The following is a 22,292-nucleotide window of genomic DNA, read 5'->3' as shown; positions in this document are numbered from 1 at the left end:
GCAATACAAAGGACATTTCATCGAAAAATGGTGCTAAATTTACAATATGGCGTTGAGTTGTGCATGATATAACGCTTATAATATACAAAGAATTAAGTCTATATAGAAAAGGTGTCATGAATGAGCATATTAAATGTCGAAAAATTAAGTCATGGTTTTGGTGACCGTGCTATCTTTAACAACGTTTCTTTCCGCCTCCTGAAAGGCGAACATATTGGTCTGATCGGAGCCAATGGTGAGGGTAAATCTACCTTCATGAACATTATTACGGGCAAACTCCAGCCAGATGAAGGTAAAGTGGAGTGGTCCAAACGTATGCGTGTCGGATATTTGGATCAGCACGCTGTGCTCAGCAAAGGACAATCCATTCGTGATGTCCTTCGTGGTGCGTTCCAGTATTTGTTCGACATGGAACAAGAAATGAATGATATGTATGGCAAGATGGGCGATGTAACTCCGGAGGAATTGGAACAGCTGCTGGAGGATGTAGGTACGATTCAGGATACGCTGACTAACCAGGATTTCTACATGATTGATGCCAAAGTGGACGAGACAGCACGTGGTCTGGGACTAACCGATATCGGTCTGGACAAGGACGTTAACGACCTTAGTGGTGGACAACGTACGAAAGTATTGCTCGCCAAGCTGCTGCTTGAAAAACCGGATATTTTGCTCCTGGATGAGCCTACGAACTATCTGGATGAATTGCATATCGAATGGCTGAAACGCTATTTGCAGGAATATGAGAATGCCTTTATTTTGATCTCACATGATATCCCGTTCCTGAACAGTGTAATTAACTTGATCTATCACATGGAAAATCAGGATCTCACCCGCTATGTGGGCGATTATAGTCACTTCCAGGAAGTCCATGAGATGAAAAAACAGCAGCTGGAGTCGGCGTATAAGCGCCAACAACAGGAAATTGCCGATCTCAAGGACTTTGTGGCCCGTAATAAGGCAAGTGTGGCTACACGCAATATGGCGATGTCCAGACAGAAGAAATTGGACAAGATGGATGTCATCGAAATCGCCAAGGAAAAACCGAAACCACAGTTTAACTTCCGTGATGCAAGAACGCCCGGTAAGCTCATTTTCGAAACCAAAGGCCTTGTCATTGGATACAATGAGCCGTTGTCGAGACCACTGGATCTGCGCATGGAGCGTGGACAGAAGATCGCCCTCGTTGGTGCGAACGGTATCGGTAAAACAACGCTGATGCGCAGCATTCTGGGCGAGATTCAGGCTTTGGAAGGAACTGTTCAGCGCGGTGAACATCTGGAGATTGGATATTTCCAACAAGAGATGAAGGATGCGAATTACAATACCTGTATTGAAGAGATCTGGCAGGAGTTCCCTTCCTATACCCAATTTGAAGTGCGTGCTGCACTCGCAAAATGCGGACTTACGACCAAGCATATTGAGAGCAAGGTCGCGGTACTGAGCGGTGGCGAGAAAGCCAAAGTGCGTCTCTGCAAACTGATCAATAACGAAACAAATCTGCTCGTACTCGATGAGCCGACGAACCATTTGGACGTTGATGCGAAGGAAGAGTTGAAACGTGCACTCAAAGCATACAAAGGCAGCATTCTGCTGATCTCTCACGAACCTGAATTCTATCGTGATGTGGTTACGGAGACATGGAATTGTGAGTCGTGGACAACGAAGGTATTTTAATCTCACTGCTGCACGAGAAGAATCATGAACAATCGTACAGAAGACAGCGCCATGGTTAAATGGACGCTGTCTTTTTTGCGATGCAAAGGTTACTTATAATGTCTGCCGATTTGATAAGCTTGCTCCAACAAGCCCTCGATATGCGTTTTGGATTCGGATATGGTTTCATAGAGGAATTCGACTCGGGATTCCTGCATTCTTGCATAACCAGCAATACCATTATTCAGATAATTCGAAATCATGTTGTAATAATCGTATTTATGGAATGACGCCTCCGTTCCTCCAGCTAGTGCAATCCAGAGTGCCTTTTTGGAGTTTGCTTTGTTCAGCAGTCCCATGTTCCATACCTTGTCCAGATAAGCTTTGAGCATGGAAGGAACGTTGTACCACCATACCGGGAAAATAAATACAATGGCATCAGCCGCGAGCACGCGATCCAGCTCTTTGCGAATCACAGGGGCATGCTGCTTATCGGGATTTTGCCAATCTCGTTCATCTTCTACGCTATATAACGGATCGAATCCATCATGATACAGATCAAGGATATCAATTTCATGGTGATTCTCCTTCAGACCTTCTATAAAACGATTCATCACGGCAAATGTTAGGGAATCCTGTCTTGGGTGAGTAACGACCAGTTTGATTTTCATGTATGAGTAACCATCCTTTTTCCTTCATTTTTTGGTTTAACGTTCTGACCAATGTTATTATAAGTTTCATGACATCTTTTTGAGAAGTACGCACCTTCGAGTGCTGTAGATACCTTGAGGTTCTTCGGTTACTTTTAATAATGGATATACATATATGTGATTTAAGGGGGATTCCCAGTGGAACAGGAACTGAAAAGATATGAGAGTGGTGTGCAGGCAATGCTGGAACTAGTCGGTGGAAAATGGAGGATTCTTATTCTGCATCAACTCATAACAGGTAAAAAACGAACAAGCGAACTTCGCAGAGCCATCCCTGGCATTACTCAGAAGGTCCTTACCCAGCAGCTGCGTGATCTTGAAAAGAATGAAATCATTCATCGAATTATTCATCCCCAGATTCCACCCAAGGTAGAGTATGAGCTGACCGAGTACGGCTTGACACTGCAGGCAATCATCGACCGCATCTGTCTGTGGGGAGAGAATCATCTGGACAGAGTATATGGAGATAAAAACAAAGTACTGGAGAATCATTTTAGCGAATATATTCCGCTTTCGACTTCGAACTAAACTGCTCCCAGATTAAAAAACAACAAAAACCTTCCTGAATCGAGGAGGAGGGTATTTGTTGTTTTTTGCCCTTTATCAGTGAAACTGATAAATACCATAAAATCATCGAAATTGACCCCTACCATCGGGTATGGTAGGTTCAAGAGAGTAGAAATTAATATGATCATTTTAGTAGGAATTAAAATTGACGTAATGCGCGAGGTGGCAAATGGTGGAACTTCAAGTGACAAACAGCCCTTTTAATCAGGAACAGGTTGAGCTGCTCAATCGCCTTATTCCTACATTGAACGATGGACAGAAAACGTGGCTTAGCGGATATCTGACAGCCATTCAGGGATTTGCGGCTGTAGCTGCACCTGCTGGTGTGGAACAACAGTCTGCATCAACAGCAAGTATTACTCCTGCAAGTGCACCTGCTGCGGTGTCCAGGGAAGTTACGGTGCTCTTTGGATCACAAACCGGGAACTCCAGTGGACTATCCAAGAAACTGGCGAAAAAGCTGGAAGAGCAGGGTCTTCAGGTGACCCTGTCGTCAATGGGAGATTTCAAACCGAACGGACTGAAAAAAGTAGAGAATCTTCTCATTATTGTCAGCACACATGGAGAAGGCGAACCGCCGGATAATGCGATTCCATTGCATGAATTCCTGCATAGCAAAAGGGCTCCGAAGCTCGAGGGATTGCGTTACTCCGTATTGGCTTTGGGAGATACTTCGTATGAGTTCTTCTGTAAGACAGGAAAGGATTTTGACATTCGATTGCAGGAGCTTGGCGGAACAGCGCTTGTACCACGTGTGGACTGTGATGTTGATTTTGATGAAGCGGCCGCAGAGTGGATGAATGATGTGCTTGCTTCACTCAGCAGTACACCTGCTGCTGCGGGAGTGGTAACCAGTGAAGTGGTTGGAGCCGCAGTAAGCAGCGGTGATTCCGAGTTCAACCGGACGAATCCATTCAAGGCAGAAGTGCTGGAAAATCTCAACTTGAACGGCAGAGGATCGGACCGCGAGACACGTCATATCGAATTGTCTCTGGAAGGTTCCAACCTGGACTACGAACCGGGTGACAGCTTGGGTGTGTTCCCTGAGAATCATCCACGCCTGGTCGATGAACTGATTGCAGCCATGGAATGGAATGCTGGTGAGCGCGTTACGGTTAATAAAAGTGGAGACCAGGTATCTGTACGTGAAGCGTTATTGCGTTACTTCGAAATAACTGCTGTCACAAGACCCGTTGTGGAGCAGCTGGCAAAGCTGAGCACGGGGAGCGGGTTGCCCGCTCTGCTCGCAGATGATTCGGAATTCCGCAAAGTCATGAACAGTTGTGATTTGCTGGATCTGGTACAGGATTATGAGCTTAAAGGTATTCCGGCTGCATCGTTCGTAGCTGTGCTTCGCAAAATCCCGGCACGTCTATATTCGATCGCAAGCAGTTCGAAGTCTTTCCCAGATGAAGTTCATCTTACCGTTCGTACAGTACGTTATGAATCACGTGGCAGAGAGCGCTATGGTGTGTGCTCTGTTCAACTGGCTGAACGAGTTGAACTAGGGGATACATTACCTGTATTTATTCAGCAAAATCCAAACTTCAAACTGCCAGAAAACCCGGATGCTCCAATCATTATGGTTGGACCAGGTACAGGTGTAGCTCCGTTCAGATCATTCCTTGGAGAACGTGAAGAGACGGGTGCAGAAGGCAAAACGTGGCTGTTCTACGGCGATCAGCATTTCTCCACCGATTTCCTCTATCAGACCGAATGGCAGCGCTGGCTCAAGGACGGCGTTCTTACGAAGATGGATGTCGCTTTTTCCCGTGATGCAGAAGAGAAAGTATATGTGCAGCATCGGATGCTGGAGCATAGCAAAGAGCTGTATCAATGGTTACAGGAAGGTGCAGTTATATATATCTGTGGTGACGAGAAACGAATGGCACATGATGTTCATGCTGCACTCGCGACCATTCTTGAACAAGAGGGTGGCCTAACACCTGAACAGGCAGCGGAATATTTGACACGTTTGCAGCAGGAAAAACGGTATCAGCGGGATGTGTATTAATTACAGATCATATGCCGGATAAGGCATCCCGGAGATACGAGAGGAGAAAGCAGCATGACTTATAATAACTTACTTAACCCACAGCGCACGAACAGTGATGTGGAAGATATAAAGATCAAAAGTGACTACTTGCGTGGAAGTCTGACTGAAACGCTGGCGGATCGGATCAGTGGTGCGATTCCTGAGGACGATAACCGTCTGATGAAACATCACGGCAGTTATATGCAAGACGACCGTGACCTGCGTAATGAGCGGAATAAATCCAAGCTGGAGCCTGCCTATCAATTCATGTTGCGTGTGCGTGCTTCCGGAGGAATTGTTACACCCGAACAGTGGTTGATGATGGATCGTGTAGCGCATAAATATGCCAATGAGACCATTCGTCTGACGACGCGCCAGTCATTTCAACTGCATGGTGTGCTCAAATGGGACCTCAAAAATACTATTCGTGAAGTAAACGATTCGTTGCTCAGTACTCTTGCTGCATGTGGCGACGTGAACCGGAACGTCATGTGTAATCCGAATCCGGACCAATCGGATATTCATGCTGAAGTATATGAATGGGCATGCCAGGTGAGTAATCATCTTGATCCACGCACTCGTGCTTACCATGAGTTGTGGCTGGATGGAGAGAAAATTATTGATTCACAGGACACGGATGAAGAAGTAGAACCGATTTATGGCAAAGTGTATTTGCCGCGTAAGTTCAAAATTGGGATTGCCGTTCCACCATCCAATGATGTAGATGTGTTTTCGCAGGATCTCGGATTTATCGCTATTGTAGAGAACGGCAAGCTGCAAGGCTTTAACGTTTCTGTCGGTGGTGGTATGGGGATGTCTCATGGTGATCCGAAGACTTATCCGCAGGTTTCCAAAGTCATTGGTTTCTGTACACCAGAGCAAATGATTGATGTTGCGGAGAAAACGGTTATGATTCAGCGTGACTATGGGGATCGTGCAGTGCGTAAACATGCCCGTTTCAAATATACAATCGATGACCGCGGCCTCGCCTGGTTCGTGGAAGAACTGACGAGTCGTCTCGGCTGGAAACTGGATGCGGCGTGCGAGTTCCATTTTGAACATAATGGAGATCGTTACGGTTGGGTGAAAGGCAGCAACGGCAGATGGCACTACACCTTGTTCATTCAAAATGGACGTGTAAAAGATGTAGACGGATATCCGCTCATGACAGGTCTGCGTGAAATTGCCAAAATCCATACCGGAGATTTTCGTCTCACAGCCAATCAGAATCTTATTATCGGGAACATCAGCAGCCAGAAGAAGAAAAAGATTGAGGCACTGATTGAGCAATACAATCTGACCGATGGTGCTCATTACTCGGCGCTTCGCAGAAGCTCTATGGCTTGTGTGGCGCTTCCTACTTGTGGTCTTGCCATGGCGGAATCCGAACGGTATCTGCCATCACTGATCGACAAGCTGGAGCCTGTACTGGACGAAGCGGGGCTGAGAGACGAAGAGATTGTCATTCGTATGACGGGTTGCCCGAACGGCTGCGCGAGACCGATGCTTGCTGAGATCTCGTTTATCGGCAAAGCTCCGGGAAAATACAATATGTATCTGGGTGGAAGTTTTACCGGACATCGCTTGAACAAATTGTACAAAGAAAATATCGGCGAAACCGAAATTTTGGACACATTGACTCCAATGGTGAATCAATATGCCAAAGAGCGCAATGATGGTGAACATTTTGGAGATTTCGTCATTCGTGCCGGTTATGTACCTGAAGTGCTGGATGGTCAGCAGTTTCATGCCTAATTAGATGAATTCGTGAAGAGAAGCATTCCCTTGGGAATTGCTTCTTTGGCGTTTTTAGATCGTTTCTTTTTGGGATGTCTGAACGTGGCAAGGTGAAATCAACTTGCCTTTTACCATTTTTTCGTGAGTCTAAACTTGTTGAAGTACGCCCAACAAGATATAATGACAAAGTAGAAAGCAGATTATATGTTGAAAGTGAGCGGAAACGATATGGGTCGTAAGTGGAATAATATTAAAGAAAAAAAAGCTTCAAAAGATGCAAATACTAGCCGGGTCTATGCTAAATTCGGCGTTGAGATTTATGTAGCTGCCAAGAAGGGCGAACCGGACCCGGAAGCGAACCGCGCACTGAAAGTCGTGCTGGAACGTGCCAAAACGTATAACGTACCCAAAGCAATTATTGACCGTGCCATGGAAAAGGCAAAAGGCAGCGGGGACGAAAATTATGAAGAACTGCGTTATGAAGGATTCGGGCCCAACGGTGCCATGGTTATCGTGGATGCTCTCACCAATAATGTGAACCGTACTGCACCGGAAGTGCGCTCTGCATTTAACAAAAACGCGGGCAATATGGGTGTGAGCGGATCAGTTGCTTATATGTTTGATCCTACAGCGGTAATCGGGGTAGAAGGCAAAAACTCCGAGGAAGTACTGGAACTTCTGCTTGAAGCAGATGTGGATGTACGTGATATCGTGGACGAAGACGATGCTGTGATCGTATATGCAGAACCGGATCAATTCCACGCTGTACAGGAAGCATTTAAAGCTGCCGGTGTTACTGAGTTCACAGTAGCCGAGCTGACGATGCTTGCGCAAAACCATATTGAACTTCCAGAGGATGCACAAGCTCAGTTCGAGAAACTGATTGATGCGCTTGAAGACCTTGAAGATGTTCAACAAGTGTACCACAACGTAGAGTTCGTTTAAGCGAACTAAACGATACGTGGTTTGATTGCCAAAAAGAGTGTCTAGCCAATCAACGGATTGGACAGACACTCTTTTTATTGTTCTCCTATGAGTCGGATTGCAATGCACCAGGAGATTTTTTCGATTTTGCCGATTTGCTACCGCCAAACTTGAATAACACAATACCGCCCACGATGACGAGAACACCAAGAAGCTGGTTCCAGGAGAATGGAATCTGCTCCAGTCCAAGCCATCCCATGGAATCAAACAGCAAGGCGAAACTTAACTGGGATGTAAGTACGATGGAGATCGCAAAGGTGGGACCGAGCAACTTCATGCCCTGAACGAGACAAAAGACCACCCCTACACCAATGGCTCCGCTAAGCCAATACCAGGGCTGCATATGTTGGAAGCTAAACGTATTTTTGCCCTCTACCATTAGAGAAATCAGAAACGATGCAATAAACCCGGTGAAAAGCACCATCGTTGTCGTGGACCACGAGCCGGTACGTTCATTTACCTTACTATTAAAGATGGTCTGCAGACTGACAAGAGAACCTGCCAGTAACGCAAGCAAAATACCTGTAATGATCATAGGATAGAGATCTCCTTATTCATAGATGTTGTGACCCGCTACTTCTGCCAGACCTGCTCGGTCTTTGACCATAATAAAGCCCTGATCCCGCATGATTAATCCATCTGCACACAGCTTCTGAATCACCCGATTCAAATGCCGATAACTCGTACCGATCAGATTCGCGATATCTGTCAAATTAAAGGCGTCAAGTTCTTCGTGGACAACAGTCCCCGCTTCTTCGGTAGAGATGGAGAGCAGATAACTGGCTAATCGAACCTCGACCGGATACATCAGGTTGAAGTTGGAGAAGTTCGAATCAATATAAAACTTGTGGGATATAATTTTGAGCAGAAATTTCAACAGGGGTGCGTAATCGCTGGCAAGTTCAGCTAACCATTGATAATGAATGCGCAGCATCACGACAGGTGAGACCGCCTGTACAGTGTTCACGATGTTACTCTCCCGAACGTACTCGATATCACCAACCACTTCAAGCGGTGTTTTGAAGCAAAGAACGAGTGTTTTATCCTGTGGTGAGGTCGTGAAGATTTTGACTTTCCCCTCGACCAGTACATATAAAAATTCGGATGTTTCGCCTTCACGGCAGATTAATTCGCACTTCTCGAAGTGGCATAACGTCATATGCGGACGCAGGGGCTCGTGAAATACCGCTTCAAGTTGATACTGTTTTAAATAGTGCAACAATTGATGCTCATTCTGAAACTCTTCCATATTGTATTTCACCCCCGACTTTATGCTGACCTAGCTATAGCTTCATAATAATGACGCCCGTAACCATTAATGCTATACCCAGAAATTGCGGTAGTTTCATTTTCTGCTTCACAACACCAAACCATCCGTTACTATCGACCAGAAAGGTCAGGAAAAGCTGTGCAATCAACAGGGCTGAGATCGTAAAAGTTACCCCAATTTGCTGGATAGCCGTGACTTCGCTGAAAATAATTACTGCACCAAACGCGCCTCCAGCCAGGTACATGGGCTTCACTTGCTTCAACCCTTGCAGGTTGATGTCCCGAACGAATACAAGGATCAGAGCCGCCAGAATGAACCCGGTGAGTTGGGTAATGGTTGCGGCTTGCCAGGTGCCCATGTCCGTACTGATTCGGGTATTGGCAACCCCTTGCAGGGTAATGCATGCACCGCCTAATAGTGCAAAAATAATTCCTCTCATGGTTGTACTCTCCTTGTCGCGTCATTACTTCTTCGATTTCTATTAAATGATATATCCACTCAAAAAGCCAAGGACAAATGTCCTCAGCTCAGAAGTCATAGCATTTAGAGTACAATAAACCCTCCGCAAAATCCAGTCAGAACCCAGGATGGCTCGTCATTCTGAAGATCACAATACTTGAAACACCGGTTGCTCACCAATAAAATGAACAGGCAATTCCGGGAAAGCTGTAGCCAGTCTTTCAGACAAAAGTTTCATTCCGGAAGCCTCACTCTCGGCATGACCGATCATAAGAAGAGCCTTTTGTTTTCCTTGCTGCACAGCATCTCGTATGTACTCCGGTGTCTCCCATTCGAATCCTTCACCTGCGATAATCAAATCCAACTCTTCCTGTTGAAGCAGAGGGATGGTCAGATTGCCGTTGCCTCGAAAACCAACAAGCACTGCTGCTCGTCTGCATATCATCTTTGGATTACCAGCTACGCGTACATATTCGATCCCAAGCGAACGTTTAATATGTTCCGCAATAAGCTGAACTGTCATTCCTTCCGGAAAGGATAGAATGTCAGATTCCGGTTTACGCTGTACCACATAAGGGGACCATCCTAATGCCTGAACCAATCCTTCCGTAATGCCATCCGGGTGAAAGCGGTGAATTGCATCATGGCAGCGATAGATTGCAATTCCACCGTTCTCGATCAGCCTTCTCTTGGTTTCATAGACTGGATCATCAACCAGCCAATCGGTGTGACTATGATGGTTATAGAAGGGAGGCTCATGAGCGATAATCAGATTAGCTCCACGCTGTATAGCATGCTCAATTACATGTTGTGTAGGCATAAAAGTTACAAAAACGCCTGTAACCGTTTGGTTGGGAGAACCCGTAATCAGTTGATCCACAGTGGTTTCTGGAAGTTCAACTTCGGCGGTAAGGTGATCCATAATGTGTTGAATGGTTATATTCATATACTTCATACCTCCAAGTACAGGATATGCCCAGTGTATCATGTTGATGGATGAACAGCATTATAGATATTGACTTTTTCCTGTTGAAAGAAAAGAAGGGCGGAGAGCAGTGAAATCGATGATAGGTAGCTGGTTAGTATAACAACTAACAATCGTATTCAAAATGTAACGATGCTTGATTCATATAGTTTTCTCCTACAAGAAAAAGTATACTTACATAGAGTCTTTATCTAGATGTAATGGGTTATCATTCAAACCTACACTGTACATTCAGTTAAGTATAAGTCTTAATTCTGATGAAGAGATCCGACATAGAAGGGCGATGATTACATGACAGCCAGTACCATTATGGAACGTCTGAAGAGTGAGACAGCTCATTATCACAGACAAGTGGAACAGAACGAGTATGCCAAGGCTATTATGAATCAAACCGTTAGCTTGGGTGAGTATAAGAAATATCTGGAGAAATTTTACGGGTTCCTGAAACCATTGGAAGAGCAAGCTGTACAGCAACCTTTCTGGGAAAGCACGGGACTGGATATCGGGATCAGAGGAAAAGCGAACTTGCTTGAAAATGACCTGCGGAATCTTGGCGCCAGTGAAGAGGAAATCAGCCAGGTTCCTTTATGTAAGGATCTTCCGGATATCTCGACACCAGCAAGGTTGTTCGGTTATTTATACGTCATTGAAGGATCTACAAACGGAGGTCAGATCATGACCAAACGTTTGTCACAGTTCCTGCCGATTGATGCAAGTCGGGGGCTGGAATATTTTAATGCCTATGGTACAGAAACCAGAACAAGATGGGCGGAGTTCACGGAACTACTGCGTCAATCCATCACGGCGGAAGAAGATCACGACATCATGGTGCACACGGCCTCGGAAACGTTCCGATTACTTGATCAATGGATCAATACAGATACAAATACAGATCAGTTGTAAGTTGAGAATAAGAGTTATCACATCATGAGAGGGGATTTTTCAGGCTATGCCCGAATCGAAGTCCAGGAAAGAAAATAATCTGCTTAACCGTACATTGCTCAATCAGGGTACGTACACCAATGATCCAATTGATCTAAACAATTGCGACAAAGAACCCATTCATATCCCCGGCTTCATTCAACCTCATGGTGTGCTCTTGGCTGTGAGCACCAACAATATACCGACTATTGTACAATGCAGCCAAAATACGGAGGAACATCTCGGTCTTACTACGCAAGAGGTGCTGGGCCTTCCACTCGAACATCTGATTGGCAAGGATAATATCAGACAGGTACTGGCACGCACCTTCAGTGCATCTGTAACATCAGACTTGCAATATATGGATCTCACGATTAACGTTTCCGGAAATGAGAAGGTCTTCACTTCTGTCATTCATGAGAGTGAAGGCCTGTTAATTTTGGAAATGGAGCCTTCCTATGAAAAAGGAAATATGGAAGTTAATGATTTTGAGTGGATTTCCAGCTTCTTCAGCCGACTCAAAAGTACCGACAATCGGGTCGAAGCGAGTCAGATTGCAGCCGAGCAATTGAAAGAAATGCTTGGGTATGACCGGGTCATGATCTATGAATTTGACGAGCAATGGAATGGGAAGGTCATCGCAGAAGCACGTGAGGAAGGGCTCGAACCGTTTCTCGGCCACCATTATCCAGCGTCAGATATTCCCAAACAGGCACGGGAGTTGTATCTGCGCAATTGGTTGCGCACCATCGTGAACGTGAATTATACACCTGTCGAGATCGTTCCCTTGCTTCAACCTTTGACGGGCAAACCGCTTAATCTAAGCTTGTCGGTTCTGCGGAGTGTATCTCCTCTGCACATTGAGTATTTACAGAACATGGGTGTTGGTGCGACCGTAACCATTTCTCTAATCCATGACAACCAGCTATGGGGCCTGATTACATGTCATCATTATTCAGCCAGATATATACCTCATCGTGTTCGGAACTTGTGTAACTTCCTGGGCTCATTCTTCTCAAGTGAACTGTTTCAACGTCAGCAGCTGGATGAATATCAGGCTGAGATCAGGTCACGTGAAGCGGCTACCCAAATTGCTAATATTTTTATTGGGAATACAAGTCCAGCGAGGATTATTGAAGAATTGCAGGGCGAAGAGCAGACCTTACTGAGTCTTATGGATGCTTCGGGAGCTGCGATCTGTTATCAGGACAAGCTGCTGCTATATGGCGATACGCCAGCAAAAGAGCAAGTACGGGAATTGGCTGCATGGCTGGCGGGCAAGTCGGAAGATTACAGTTATCACACCTCCAAGCTGAGTTTGGAGTATGATCCTGCTAAAGCCTACAAGGAAAAAGCATCGGGTATTGTTTATGTTGCCATATCCCCTGGGCAGCATCATTATATCATCTGGTTCAGGCCCGAAGTGGTTCAGCTTGTGGATTGGGCAGGTGATCCAGCCAAAGCGGTGATCAAAACCGATGATGGCATGCGTCTGTCTCCCCGAAAATCCTTCGAAAAATGGAGAGAGGTCGTCCAGTCTACCTCTTATCCGTGGACAACGAAGGAACTGAATGTGCTGCCATTGCTCAAAACCATCGTGCGCCGTCAGACGGAGAACCAGCTCGTTCAGGCGGAAGAGCAAGCGTTGCAGAATTCACGTATTTTACGACAAAATGAGCAGCGCTACTTGCAGTTGATGGAGTTTTCACCGGTAGCCTTTTTTACGTTGACGGATGGGTTCATCATTTATTGCAATAACAAGGCAGCCGAACTGCTTGGTTATGAAAATTCCAAAACTCTCATCGGCAAGGATTTCAGGGGATTTGTGCCTGACAAGACGAAAACGATTTTGCAGCAAAACCTGGAGGAACTGAAGCTCAACAATACGCGTTTGTTTACCAACCAGGCATACTTCACCACGGCAACTGGCATGTCCTTACTTCTTGAGATTACACTGGCTTCTGTTACACATGCAGGCAAACCGTCAGTGATGGTGCTCCTGAACAGCGGGGCATCCCATCATGATCAGGAACATTATACGGAGACAACCAGTCAGCTCCAGAATTATCTCAACACAGATCCGTTAACAGACATGCCGCTTCAGACGATATTCAAATCCGAACTTCAGGATGATTGGAATGAATGTTTGCAGGAGAAATGCAGTTTGGGACTGTTTATTATAGATATCGATGATTTCCGTTCATATAATGCATCTTATGGACTTCAAGGTGGCGATCTATGCCTCCAGTGGGTTGGAGAAGTGCTGGCCGTTGTCAGTGAGCAGAATGATGCCATCATCTCCCGCCTTCGGGGAGGAACTTTCATGTTGAAACTGAAGAATGCTACATCGGAACGTTCAGCAGAGCTTGCCGAAGAAATCAGACAACATGTGCTTGCACTTCAAATTCAGAGAGATCTGTCCAGCCCAAGTGAAGTGGTCACCGTTAGTGTTGGCGGTGCGGTAATGGTTCCTGAAGAGACGCTGATGGTGTCGAATCTGATTGAAAAAGCCAGCCTAGCCCTTGCTCAAGCCAAGAGTGACGGGAAAAATCGGACTATCGTGGTTTGATATGAAGTTGAACTAACCTTGCTATAAAGGATGCAGATAGGTGGAATAAGGAAAGGCGTTTAAACTGGATATCAGTTTGAATGCTTTTCTTTTTTTCTATCAAAAAGGAAAGTAATATTTTCATCACCGCAGGCATAGGACTAGTGTTATAATGATGAATATGGATACACTTGTTCGTATTCACAGGTGGAGGACGGTGAAACGGAATCAAATGAAAGAGGATTCAAGACAACTGGAGTTTATGGAGATAGATCTGAGCGAAGAGCCTATCACAGCGGCAGTCCCGGTTCCTGACCGTTCAACGATTGTCCGTGCTGATTTTGATATAAGATTGTCTGGCGGCATATTGTCTTCGGAGAAAAGGTTTGTGGAGGAAGCAAGGCAACTCATGGAGGTGGAAGGGGAGCAGGCGCCCTGGGTTCCTTTTATGAGTTATTGGCCGACTTATGGTGTAATGAACGAACCCCAGCGCAAGTGGTATATGTATTGGAGGACGGAAGTCCGGCAAGGACGTTTTCCTGACACGGATCTGTCCTATCTGTTTGTGCATATTTATGAGCTGATTAACGGAATTGGTTGGCAGGAACCACTGGAAGGCTACGACCAATTAAAACAACTATGGATGAACTATCGTGAACGGCTTCCGCAGTTGGATGTGTACATGCAGGAATGGATTATTGATTATGATCTCGTACATGAGTTGAACATGTCATTATCCGAGATAGTGGAGCTTTCGAGTGGATTTCTGCCACCGGAGATTCTGGATATGGAGTTGCAACGGCTCTTGAGCAGCAATATATCGGATATCTCGCTGAAGTTGTTACAAAGATATTATGACTACGACATTACGCTCAGCAAATTTTACAGAGATGGCGGCATGAAGGTTCTGGAACAGTACATTCCCCGAGTTATGGCTTTGGTGGATTCTTATCTGTTGCGTACACGCATGGCAGGCATATTGGATCAGTTTGAGCTAAATCATGAAAGGACTATCGAACGTACGCTGTTTCGAAAAGCCGTATATGACGAATCCATTTATGGAAAATCGGTTCGAATGACATATGTTCCGATAGGAGAGCATGCAGATTTTATCCAGTTTGTAACCCGAGTTTTTCGATGTACGGAAAATAAATGCCGTGAACTGCTCGGTTTCAGAGGTCGACTTCGTGGAAAGACCCTTGAGCCTGAGCTTGCAAACGTGATTGAACGTTATCTGGACAAGGCCTTTGCCGTCGAGCAAATGCCAGTTGTAGAGCAACCGATAGTCCGAATTGATGCGGAGAAACTTGCATCGCTGCAACAGGAAAGCGAATATGTGCGCAGAGCACTCATGATCGAGGAAAATCATACCACCGAAGATGAGGATGCGAACAATACGAGCAACCAAGGTCCTATGGCGATTCAAGATTCAACAAATGAAGCTGAAAGAGCTGAGGAGTCTAACCAAGCGGAGGTTGGCTTTGAGGGAGCGCTTAAAACTGACGGAGTTCAAGAAAACGGGAATGGCGAGCCATTATCATTACAATGGGAGGCGGATTTTTCTGCTGATCTGGATGAAGAGTGGTTGCAGTTCTCTAAAATGCTGTCTCCGCAGCATGTACAGGCAATTTATGCCTTGCTTGGTGTCAATCCGGATACGGAGCTGATGCGGGTAGCTGAGCAATATGGAACGATGCCTGCACTCCTGTTGGATGAAATTAATGATGTGGCCATGGAAACGATTGGTGACCTTCTGATTGATGGTGATCGTATTGTTTCGGATTATATGAATGTGTTTGAACATGTGAAGAGGTGATTGGGCAGTGGCAGAACTTAAAATACCTAAGCGGCTGACTACCGCACTAGTGAATTCGTTGACCGCAGGCGTTGTGCCACGAATCGGACTGGAGCAGATTGCTGTTGGTCGGAAGTCTGAAGTGGACGCGATTTTGCGAGATATGGACAATATTGCAGAAGGCGGGGCAGCTTTTAAACTGATTACAGGAAGGTATGGGAGTGGGAAAAGTTTTCTGTTGCAGATGATTCGGAACTATGCGATGGATCGTGAATTCGTTGTGGCGGACGCCGACTTGTCACCTGAGCGCAGACTGGTGGGAACCAAAGGTCAGGGACTCGCAACATATCGTGAGCTGATGACTCGTCTGTCTACTCGCACACGTCCGGATGGCGGGGCTCTGGAACCGATTTTGCAGAAATGGATCGCCGGTCTTCAGCAGCAAGCGATGCAGAGTCAGGGCTTGCGCCCGGATGATCCGGCTCTTCCTGCTGAAGTCGAGAAGCAGATCTATGCAGTGACAAACGAAATGCAGAATTTGGTGCATGGATTCGATTTTGCCAAGGTGCTGGCTTCGTACTGGAACGGCTATAAATTGGCGGATGATGACCGCAAACAGGCGGCGCTGCGCTGGTTGAGAGGGGAATTCGCAACCAAGACGGAAGCCAAGAAAGAGCTGGCTGTCGGCGTCATCATTGATGATGATAACTGGTATGACTACTTCAAATTATGGTCCGAATTTACGGCGCGGATCGGTTACAAAGGACTGCTGTTGTTCATAGATGAAGCGGTGAATCTGTACAAAATTACAAACAGCATATCCCGGCAAAGCAACTACGAGAAGCTGCTCACCATGTTCAATGATACGATGCAGGGCAAAGCAGAACACCTCGGCATTTTTGTGGGCGGTACACCACAATTCGTGGAGGATGAAAGACGCGGACTATATAGTTATGAAGCACTTCGCTCCAGACTCATCGACGGGCGCTACGCAGCAAGAGAATATGCGAATTATACCGGACCAATCCTGAAACTTTCGATGTTATCCCATGAAGAGATTTTGATTCTGTTGCAGAAACTGCGTCAGATTCATGCCCTTCATTTTGGATATAGTGCGAGTCTAACGGATGAGGATTTAGTTGATTTTATGCAAACAGCGGTCAACCGGCTCGGCGCGGATGAATTACTGACCACACGTGAAGTGGTACGGGACTTCATGGATGTGCTGCATACGCTCCATCAGAATCCTGAAGTGACCTATGCTCAATTGCTTGGTGAGCGAGCAGTCAATCCGCAGGAAACAGGAAAAGGAACGAACTCATCTTCTACTGATGATCTGGATGATTTTCTAGCGGAGTTTGAATTATGAGTGAGAACCCTTTCTATCGACTGGCCCCTTTTGTCCAGGAATTTATTTATAAAAAAAGATGGGAATCACTTCGGCCAGCCCAGATTGAAGCGTGCAACATTTGCTTTCATACCCCGCATCATATGCTGATTGCGGCAGGAACAGCCTCCGGTAAGACGGAGGCGGCTTTTTTTCCTGCACTGACCGAGCTGCATGAACGGCCCTCCAAATCCGTGGGCATCTTGTACATCGGGCCGCTTAAGGCACTCATTAACGACCAATTCGAGCGACTAAAGGACTTGCTGTCCGAGGGTAATATTCCGGTATGGCACTGGCATGGAGATGTGCCTCAGGCAGAGAAAACACGTCTCATGCGAAGTCCATCCGGTGTGCTTCAGATTACGCCGGAATCGCTCGAAGGTCTGTTGATGAATCGTCCCAATGCCATTCCGGCGTTATTTCATGATCTGCGGTATGTCATTATTGACGAGGTTCATGCATTCATGGGAGCGGATCGAGGTATTCAGGTACTGAGTGAGCTGGCGCGAATTGAACGTATGGCTGGATGTAAACCGAGAAGAGTGGGATTATCTGCGACATTAAGTGATTATGATGCTGCTACAGCCTGGCTCGCTGCTGGAACTAACCAGGGGGTGGATGTGGTTTCTTCCCCCGGTGGCCGCAAGCTGCGTCTGCGGGTGGAGCATTTTTCGTTTCCGGATGCACGAGATGAAGAACAAGCGGAACATCTGCATAATGCACGTAAAGTCTATTACGACTTCATCTATGAGAGTACGCATCGCAAAAAAGCTTTAATATTCACCAATAGCCGGACGGATGCCGAAGTCACTATACTTGAGATGCGGCGTGTCGCCGCACGGAGACAGGAGCGGGACGTATTCCATGTTCATCATGGGAGCATATCCGCGATGTTGAGAGAAGAGACCGAAGCCGCCTTGCGAACCGGATCAGGTCCAGCAGTAGCTGCGGCTACCGTAACGTTAGAACTGGGGATTGACCTCGGTGAACTGGAGCGGGTTGTACAGCTTGGAGCACCTTATAGTGCATCGAGTTTTGTTCAGCGCCTTGGACGGTCAGGCAGGCGTGAGGATATGGCTTCCGAGATGCTATTTGTATGTCCGGAAGAAGAGGATGAAGAAGCTCAATTGCCTGCTCGAATGCCATGGACACTCATGCGGGCTATTGCTGTTATTGAATTGTATGTAAAGACCAAGTGGGTTGAACCGCTTGAAGCCCGTAAGATGCCGATGGGTGTGCTCTATCATCAGACGATGAGCATGCTGAAAAGCATGGGGGAGGCTGAACCCAAAGAACTGGCGGAGGCTATACTTTCTCTCGCACCATTCGCGCAGATTCGTGCAGATCAATATCAGCTTTTTCTGAATTATCTGATTGAGACCGATCATCTGCAGTGGACAGAAGATCGGACGTTAATCATTGGGCTTACGGGTGAGAAAACCGTGAATAACTATCGCTTTTACGCGGTGTTCAAAGATGATGAAGAGCACAAAGTGCTGAACGGTTCCGAGGAGATCGGGTCGATTACAACCGTGCCGCCACCTGGATACTGTTTCTCTCTTGCCGGGAAACTGTGGAAAGTGGAAGAGGTCGATCAAAAGCATAAATCTGTGTATGTGAAGGCGGCCAAAGGCAAAGTGGATACGTTGTGGCTGGGTGCGGGTGGGGACATTCATACGTCGGTTGTCCAGAAAATGCGTGAAGTACTGTCAGACACGGTGATATATCCCTATCTGTCCCCGCAAGCGGTAAATCGATTGGAACGCGCCCGTCGACTTGCACGTGAAAGTGGTTTACTGAAGCAGGTTGTCATTCCAGCTGGAGGAGATTCCTTGTATGTGTTACCTTGGGTGGGAAGCAAATCTTTCCGCACACTGGAACGTTTGATGAAACACAATTTGTCTGACAAGCTCGCCTTGCGATCTGTTGTACCTATGGAGCCTTATTATTTTGTCGTGTCAGGTAAAGTGGATGGCCGCACACTTTTGGCCGAGATCATGAGTGAGTGTCGAACAGCAGAAGACGCATCTGCGTTGCTTTCAGAAGATGAAGCGCCTTATCTTGGTAAATACGACGAATTTGTGGCTCCTCCTTTGATCCGAGAGGCCTTTGCAGTGGACGGATTGGATTTAAATGGTCTCAAAGAAGGATTGCAGCAAACGTTAACATGGGATTCTTCATCTGTGAAATGACGCAATAACGCATGTTGTTTACTTTGAATTTTAATTAAAAAAATTTAAATTGTGAATCAGGGTTGACACCACCTCACCTCCCATGTAATATATGAAAAGTCGTCACACACGAATCGCAAACAACAAGTGCATATTTCATTTCGTATAACCTCGCAGGCCGAAAGTGTACACAGGGCGAGGGTCTCTACGGGAAGCCTATACTTCCTAACTACGATGCCAGGGAATCATTGTATTCCTTGCTCGTAGTTAGGATTTTTGCATTTGGATGGTGTCTGTGACCTTGGCATGGATCAAACATGCAGACGCATTTTTCGATCATCAGGAGGTTTATCTACAATGAAATATTATCTGTCCGTTCTCGCAGGAGCGATGAGCTATGGCATATTATCCACAATTGTGGTTCTGGCTTACGGCGAAGGGTACAAACTTGGAGAGGTCGTGGGCACACAGCTGATCACGGGCTTCATCCTGTCCTGGATGCTGGCATTATACTCGAAGTTTAGAATGAAACGGAAGTTACAGGCAGATGGAAAACCATCAGCAGCCGTGGCAAAAGCGCTTCAGAAATTAACGTGGAAGCAGCGTTTGCTATTGATGGCTGCAGGGACGCCAACGGTCATTACCGGTCTTGTCTATTATCAGTCTTTGCGGTATATTCCCGCGTCACTGGCCATTATTCTTTTGTTCCAATTTACGTGGATTAGCGTATTGATCCAGGCCGTGAGCAAACGTCAGCGTCCTGACAAGGTAACATTCCTGACTTTGATTATCCTGTTTGGCGGCACATTGCTGGCAGCTGGTTTTCTGGAACAGGGACTCGGAGAGTTTAACGGCTTGGGCATAGCGCTTGGCTTGATGGCGGCTGTAAGTTACTCCCTTTTTGTAATGTTCAGTGGTAAAGCAGTTCCATCAGCACATCCAGCGTTTCGCAGTGCCTGGATGGTTACTGGGGGTCTGATCTTGCTGTGCATCCTGTTCCCACCGACATTCCTATTTAACGGATTGATTTGGAGTCAGCTGCTTGTCTTCGGATTGTTGCTTGGCTTCTTCGGAGCTTTTATCCCACCTGTACTGTTCGCAGTAGGTGTGCCTCATATTGGTGGAGATATGGCCGGAATTCTTGGTGCAGTTGAGCTCCCAATTGCGGTGCTGCTCTCAGCTATTGTGCTTCATGAGCATGTGAGCCCATTGCAATGGATCGGGGTTATTGTGGTGCTCATTGGTGTAGCGCTGCCAGAGATTTATAAGTTACGGATGAGACGAAGTCGAAATACACCTATATATTCCTGATTGGCGAATAGATAGAACGATAAAGACAATAACTATAGCTGAAAGAGCCTGAGTGATTCAGGCTCTTTTTTGATGAATATATTTATTGGACTAAGTGACGTCCCGTCGATATGGCCCATTCGAGTCATTTTCAATTTTAACCGGATGGGGTATGCTGAAGAAGAGTTGCAATAGAATGGGAACATAGACAGAGGAGCGTTGAGATGAAAAGCTGGATTAGCAAAACCTGGCCTTGGCTTACGCTGGGAATTACTGTAGTTGTGCTGCTTGGATCTTTTATGGTGTATTTTATGGGCAAGGACATGTCCCCAGGCTCAGGAAGTGCTGTAACGGCCAAAGCCGAGACGCCAGAGGACTTGAAGGGATATGAAGTTATTGATGTTAATGTAAGTAACGACGGCTTTGAGCCTAATGTTATTGAAGTTAAAGCCGGGGTTCCAACCAAAATTAACTTTATCCTTACTCGTAAGGTTACGCATGTTAAATCGGTAGCGGCTGACAAGCTGGGCATGGATCTTTATATGCAAAAAGGAAACAACTACTATACTGTAGACAAGGATGTCCAACCTGGTGAATATGAAATTCACTGCGGTATGTACATGATTTACGGAACAATTAAGGTCATATAATGGACAGGAGCAAAGATTCTTCAATTGAATCTTTGCTCCTCTTTTGAGTGCATGATATCATGGACTAGTGATCAATTTCATCTGGAGGTGGCCAAATATGAAAGCGCTATTTATTGGAGGAACAGGTACCATCAGTACTGCAATTACCGACCAGCTTGCCAAGCAAGGCTGTGAACTTTATTTGATCAACCGGGGAAATCAAAATGATAATTTGCCTGCGCAAATCAAAGTGCTGCAAGCCGACATTAATGATGAAGCAAGGGTTGCGGAGCTGATTGCCGACCTGGAGTTCGATGTTGTCGCAGACTTTATCGCATTTGTTCCTTCTCAGCTGGAGAGAGATTACCGTTTGTTCAAGGACAAAACGAAGCAGTTTATATTTATCAGTTCGGCGTCTGCCTACCAGACACCACTTGCTGACTATCGGATCACGGAAGGTACGCCATTATCCAATCCGTATTGGGAATATTCGCGTAACAAAATTGCATGTGAAGACTATTTGATGAAACAGTATCGTGAAGAAGGATTTCCAGTGACCATTGTGCGTCCAAGCCATACGTATAATGAACGTTCTGTACCTCTCGGTGTACACGGAGCAGAAGGAAGCTGGCAGGTCCTCAAGCGCATACGTGAAAATAAACCCGTACTCATTCATGGAGATGGCACATCTCTCTGGACGATAACGCATAATCGTGATTTTGCCAAAGGATTTATTGGCCTTATGGGCAATATTCATTCCATTGGTGAATCGGTACATATTACCTCGGACGAGTCAGTAACGTGGAATCAGATCTATGAGATTATCGCAGGAGTGCTTGGTGTTAAACTTCATGCGGTTCATGTATCTTCCGAGTTTTTGGCGGCGTGCAGTGATCAGGATCTTCGAGGCGGTCTGCTGGGAGACAAGGCGAATACGGTTGTATTTGATAACAGTAAATTAAAAAGGCTTGTTCCGGAATTTGTGGCAACGATCAGGGCCGATCAAGGAATCCGCAGTACCATAGAATATATTCTTGCACATCCTGAATTGCAGACTGAAGATCCTGAATTTGATGCATGGTGTGACAAGGTGGTCGGAGTATTGGACGAGGCGTTGTTGAAAATTAGAGATGAGAAGTGAGGCGAGC

18 protein-coding genes are annotated in these 22,292 nt (G+C 46.1%); 13 read left to right on the top strand and 5 right to left on the bottom strand.

All coding sequences use genetic code 11. From position 1 onward, the window contains the following. Positions 1 to 120: 120 nt before the first annotated feature. Complete coding sequence (locus tag G3352_RS01090; RefSeq protein WP_163753085.1) at positions 121 to 1,677, top strand: ABC-F family ATP-binding cassette domain-containing protein; 1,557 nt, start codon at positions 121 to 123, stop codon at positions 1,675 to 1,677. An 89-nt stretch (positions 1,678 to 1,766) separates the two neighbouring features. Here the strand turns inward: G3352_RS01090 and G3352_RS01085 are convergent, their stop codons facing one another. Continuing rightward, positions 1,767 to 2,327 (bottom strand): NAD(P)H oxidoreductase, encoded by a 561-nt coding sequence (locus tag G3352_RS01085; protein WP_163753084.1) that lies wholly within the window; start codon positions 2,325 to 2,327, stop codon positions 1,767 to 1,769. 177 nt (positions 2,328 to 2,504) lie between these two features. Between G3352_RS01085 and G3352_RS01080 the strand changes: the two genes are divergently transcribed. The 4 genes from G3352_RS01080 (at position 2,505) to G3352_RS01065 (ending at position 7,650) form a co-directional block, all read left to right on the top strand. Further along, positions 2,505 to 2,894, top strand: coding sequence for a winged helix-turn-helix transcriptional regulator (locus tag G3352_RS01080; RefSeq protein WP_163753083.1), 390 nt, complete (start codon positions 2,505 to 2,507; stop codon positions 2,892 to 2,894). A 211-nt stretch (positions 2,895 to 3,105) separates the two neighbouring features. Continuing rightward, positions 3,106 to 4,947, top strand: a complete 1,842-nt coding sequence (locus G3352_RS01075; protein WP_163753082.1) for an assimilatory sulfite reductase (NADPH) flavoprotein subunit — start codon at positions 3,106 to 3,108, stop codon at positions 4,945 to 4,947. Between the two features lie 54 nt (positions 4,948 to 5,001). Continuing rightward, on the top strand, positions 5,002 to 6,723 hold the full coding sequence (gene cysI, locus G3352_RS01070) for an assimilatory sulfite reductase (NADPH) hemoprotein subunit (RefSeq protein ID WP_163753081.1): 1,722 nt from the start codon (positions 5,002 to 5,004) through the stop codon (positions 6,721 to 6,723). Between the two features lie 210 nt (positions 6,724 to 6,933). Continuing rightward, complete coding sequence (locus tag G3352_RS01065) at positions 6,934 to 7,650, top strand: YebC/PmpR family DNA-binding transcriptional regulator (RefSeq protein ID WP_064640900.1); 717 nt, start codon at positions 6,934 to 6,936, stop codon at positions 7,648 to 7,650. Between the two features lie 85 nt (positions 7,651 to 7,735). Here the strand turns inward: G3352_RS01065 and G3352_RS01060 are convergent, their stop codons facing one another. From G3352_RS01060 to G3352_RS01045, 4 genes are all read right to left on the bottom strand, one after another. Further along, entirely contained in the window at positions 7,736 to 8,221 is a 486-nt protein-coding gene (locus G3352_RS01060) for a DMT family transporter (protein WP_076291148.1), read from the bottom strand. An 18-nt stretch (positions 8,222 to 8,239) separates the two neighbouring features. Beyond that, entirely contained in the window at positions 8,240 to 8,938 is a 699-nt protein-coding gene (locus G3352_RS01055) for a Crp/Fnr family transcriptional regulator (RefSeq protein WP_163753080.1), read from the bottom strand. Positions 8,939 to 8,972: 34 nt separating this feature from the next. Further along, positions 8,973 to 9,398, bottom strand: coding sequence for a DMT family transporter (locus tag G3352_RS01050; protein ID WP_024633836.1), 426 nt, complete (start codon positions 9,396 to 9,398; stop codon positions 8,973 to 8,975). A 168-nt stretch (positions 9,399 to 9,566) separates the two neighbouring features. Beyond that, positions 9,567 to 10,364 carry a Nif3-like dinuclear metal center hexameric protein gene (locus G3352_RS01045; RefSeq protein ID WP_163753079.1) on the bottom strand — a complete coding sequence of 266 codons (798 nt, stop codon included), beginning with the start codon at positions 10,362 to 10,364 and terminating at the stop codon, positions 9,567 to 9,569. Between the two features lie 330 nt (positions 10,365 to 10,694). On the opposite strand from G3352_RS01045, the gene G3352_RS01040 reads away from it, so the two are divergent. From G3352_RS01040 to G3352_RS01005, 8 genes are all read left to right on the top strand, one after another. Continuing rightward, positions 10,695 to 11,306, top strand: coding sequence for a biliverdin-producing heme oxygenase (locus tag G3352_RS01040; RefSeq protein WP_163753078.1), 612 nt, complete (start codon positions 10,695 to 10,697; stop codon positions 11,304 to 11,306). 46 nt (positions 11,307 to 11,352) lie between these two features. Continuing rightward, positions 11,353 to 13,893, top strand: a complete 2,541-nt coding sequence (locus G3352_RS01035; protein ID WP_163753077.1) for a diguanylate cyclase domain-containing protein — start codon at positions 11,353 to 11,355, stop codon at positions 13,891 to 13,893. A 196-nt stretch (positions 13,894 to 14,089) separates the two neighbouring features. After that, positions 14,090 to 15,688: a TerB N-terminal domain-containing protein gene (locus G3352_RS01030; RefSeq protein WP_163753076.1), complete on the top strand. Its 1,599-nt coding sequence runs from the start codon at positions 14,090 to 14,092 to the stop codon at positions 15,686 to 15,688. 7 nt (positions 15,689 to 15,695) lie between these two features. Next, a complete protein-coding gene (locus G3352_RS01025; protein WP_163753075.1) occupies positions 15,696 to 17,036 on the top strand; it encodes a BREX system ATP-binding domain-containing protein in 1,341 nt (446 codons plus the stop codon). Next, a complete protein-coding gene (locus G3352_RS01020) occupies positions 17,033 to 19,246 on the top strand; it encodes a DEAD/DEAH box helicase (RefSeq protein WP_163753074.1) in 2,214 nt (737 codons plus the stop codon). Before G3352_RS01025 ends, G3352_RS01020 begins: the two co-directional genes overlap by 4 nt. A gap of 336 nt (positions 19,247 to 19,582) precedes the next feature. Then, positions 19,583 to 20,536 (top strand): EamA family transporter, encoded by a 954-nt coding sequence (locus tag G3352_RS01015; protein WP_163753073.1) that lies wholly within the window; start codon positions 19,583 to 19,585, stop codon positions 20,534 to 20,536. A 203-nt stretch (positions 20,537 to 20,739) separates the two neighbouring features. Beyond that, complete coding sequence (locus tag G3352_RS01010; RefSeq protein ID WP_163753072.1) at positions 20,740 to 21,165, top strand: cupredoxin domain-containing protein; 426 nt, start codon at positions 20,740 to 20,742, stop codon at positions 21,163 to 21,165. Positions 21,166 to 21,262: 97 nt separating this feature from the next. Next, on the top strand, positions 21,263 to 22,285 hold the full coding sequence (locus G3352_RS01005; protein WP_163753071.1) for an SDR family oxidoreductase: 1,023 nt from the start codon (positions 21,263 to 21,265) through the stop codon (positions 22,283 to 22,285). The last annotated feature ends 7 nt before the right edge of the window (positions 22,286 to 22,292 follow it).

It is taken from the genome of Paenibacillus sp. ALJ109b, assembly GCF_010747435.1.
Taxonomy (GTDB): domain Bacteria; phylum Bacillota; class Bacilli; order Paenibacillales; family Paenibacillaceae; genus Paenibacillus; species Paenibacillus taichungensis.
This window is presented reverse-complemented; position numbering and strand designations above follow the sequence as displayed.

Bases quoted from the DNA above. Each gene is read 5' to 3' on its own strand.
- G3352_RS01090 (WP_163753085.1), top strand. From the start codon at position 121: ATGAGCATATTAAATGTCGAAAAATTAAGTCATGGTTTTGGTGACCGT.
- G3352_RS01085 (WP_163753084.1), bottom strand. From the start codon at position 2,327: ATGAAAATCAAACTGGTCGTTACTCACCCAAGACAGGATTCCCTAACA.
- cysI (WP_163753081.1), top strand. From the start codon at position 5,002: ATGACTTATAATAACTTACTTAACCCACAGCGCACGAACAGTGATGTG.
- G3352_RS01065 (WP_064640900.1), top strand. From the start codon at position 6,934: ATGGGTCGTAAGTGGAATAATATTAAAGAAAAAAAAGCTTCAAAAGAT.
- G3352_RS01055 (WP_163753080.1), bottom strand. From the start codon at position 8,938: ATGGAAGAGTTTCAGAATGAGCATCAATTGTTGCACTATTTAAAACAG.
- G3352_RS01050 (WP_024633836.1), bottom strand. From the start codon at position 9,398: ATGAGAGGAATTATTTTTGCACTATTAGGCGGTGCATGCATTACCCTG.
- G3352_RS01045 (WP_163753079.1), bottom strand. From the start codon at position 10,364: ATGAATATAACCATTCAACACATTATGGATCACCTTACCGCCGAAGTT.
- G3352_RS01040 (WP_163753078.1), top strand. From the start codon at position 10,695: ATGACAGCCAGTACCATTATGGAACGTCTGAAGAGTGAGACAGCTCAT.
- G3352_RS01035 (WP_163753077.1), top strand. From the start codon at position 11,353: ATGCCCGAATCGAAGTCCAGGAAAGAAAATAATCTGCTTAACCGTACA.
- G3352_RS01020 (WP_163753074.1), top strand. From the start codon at position 17,033: ATGAGTGAGAACCCTTTCTATCGACTGGCCCCTTTTGTCCAGGAATTT.
- G3352_RS01015 (WP_163753073.1), top strand. From the start codon at position 19,583: ATGAAATATTATCTGTCCGTTCTCGCAGGAGCGATGAGCTATGGCATA.
- G3352_RS01010 (WP_163753072.1), top strand. From the start codon at position 20,740: ATGAAAAGCTGGATTAGCAAAACCTGGCCTTGGCTTACGCTGGGAATT.
- G3352_RS01005 (WP_163753071.1), top strand. From the start codon at position 21,263: ATGAAAGCGCTATTTATTGGAGGAACAGGTACCATCAGTACTGCAATT.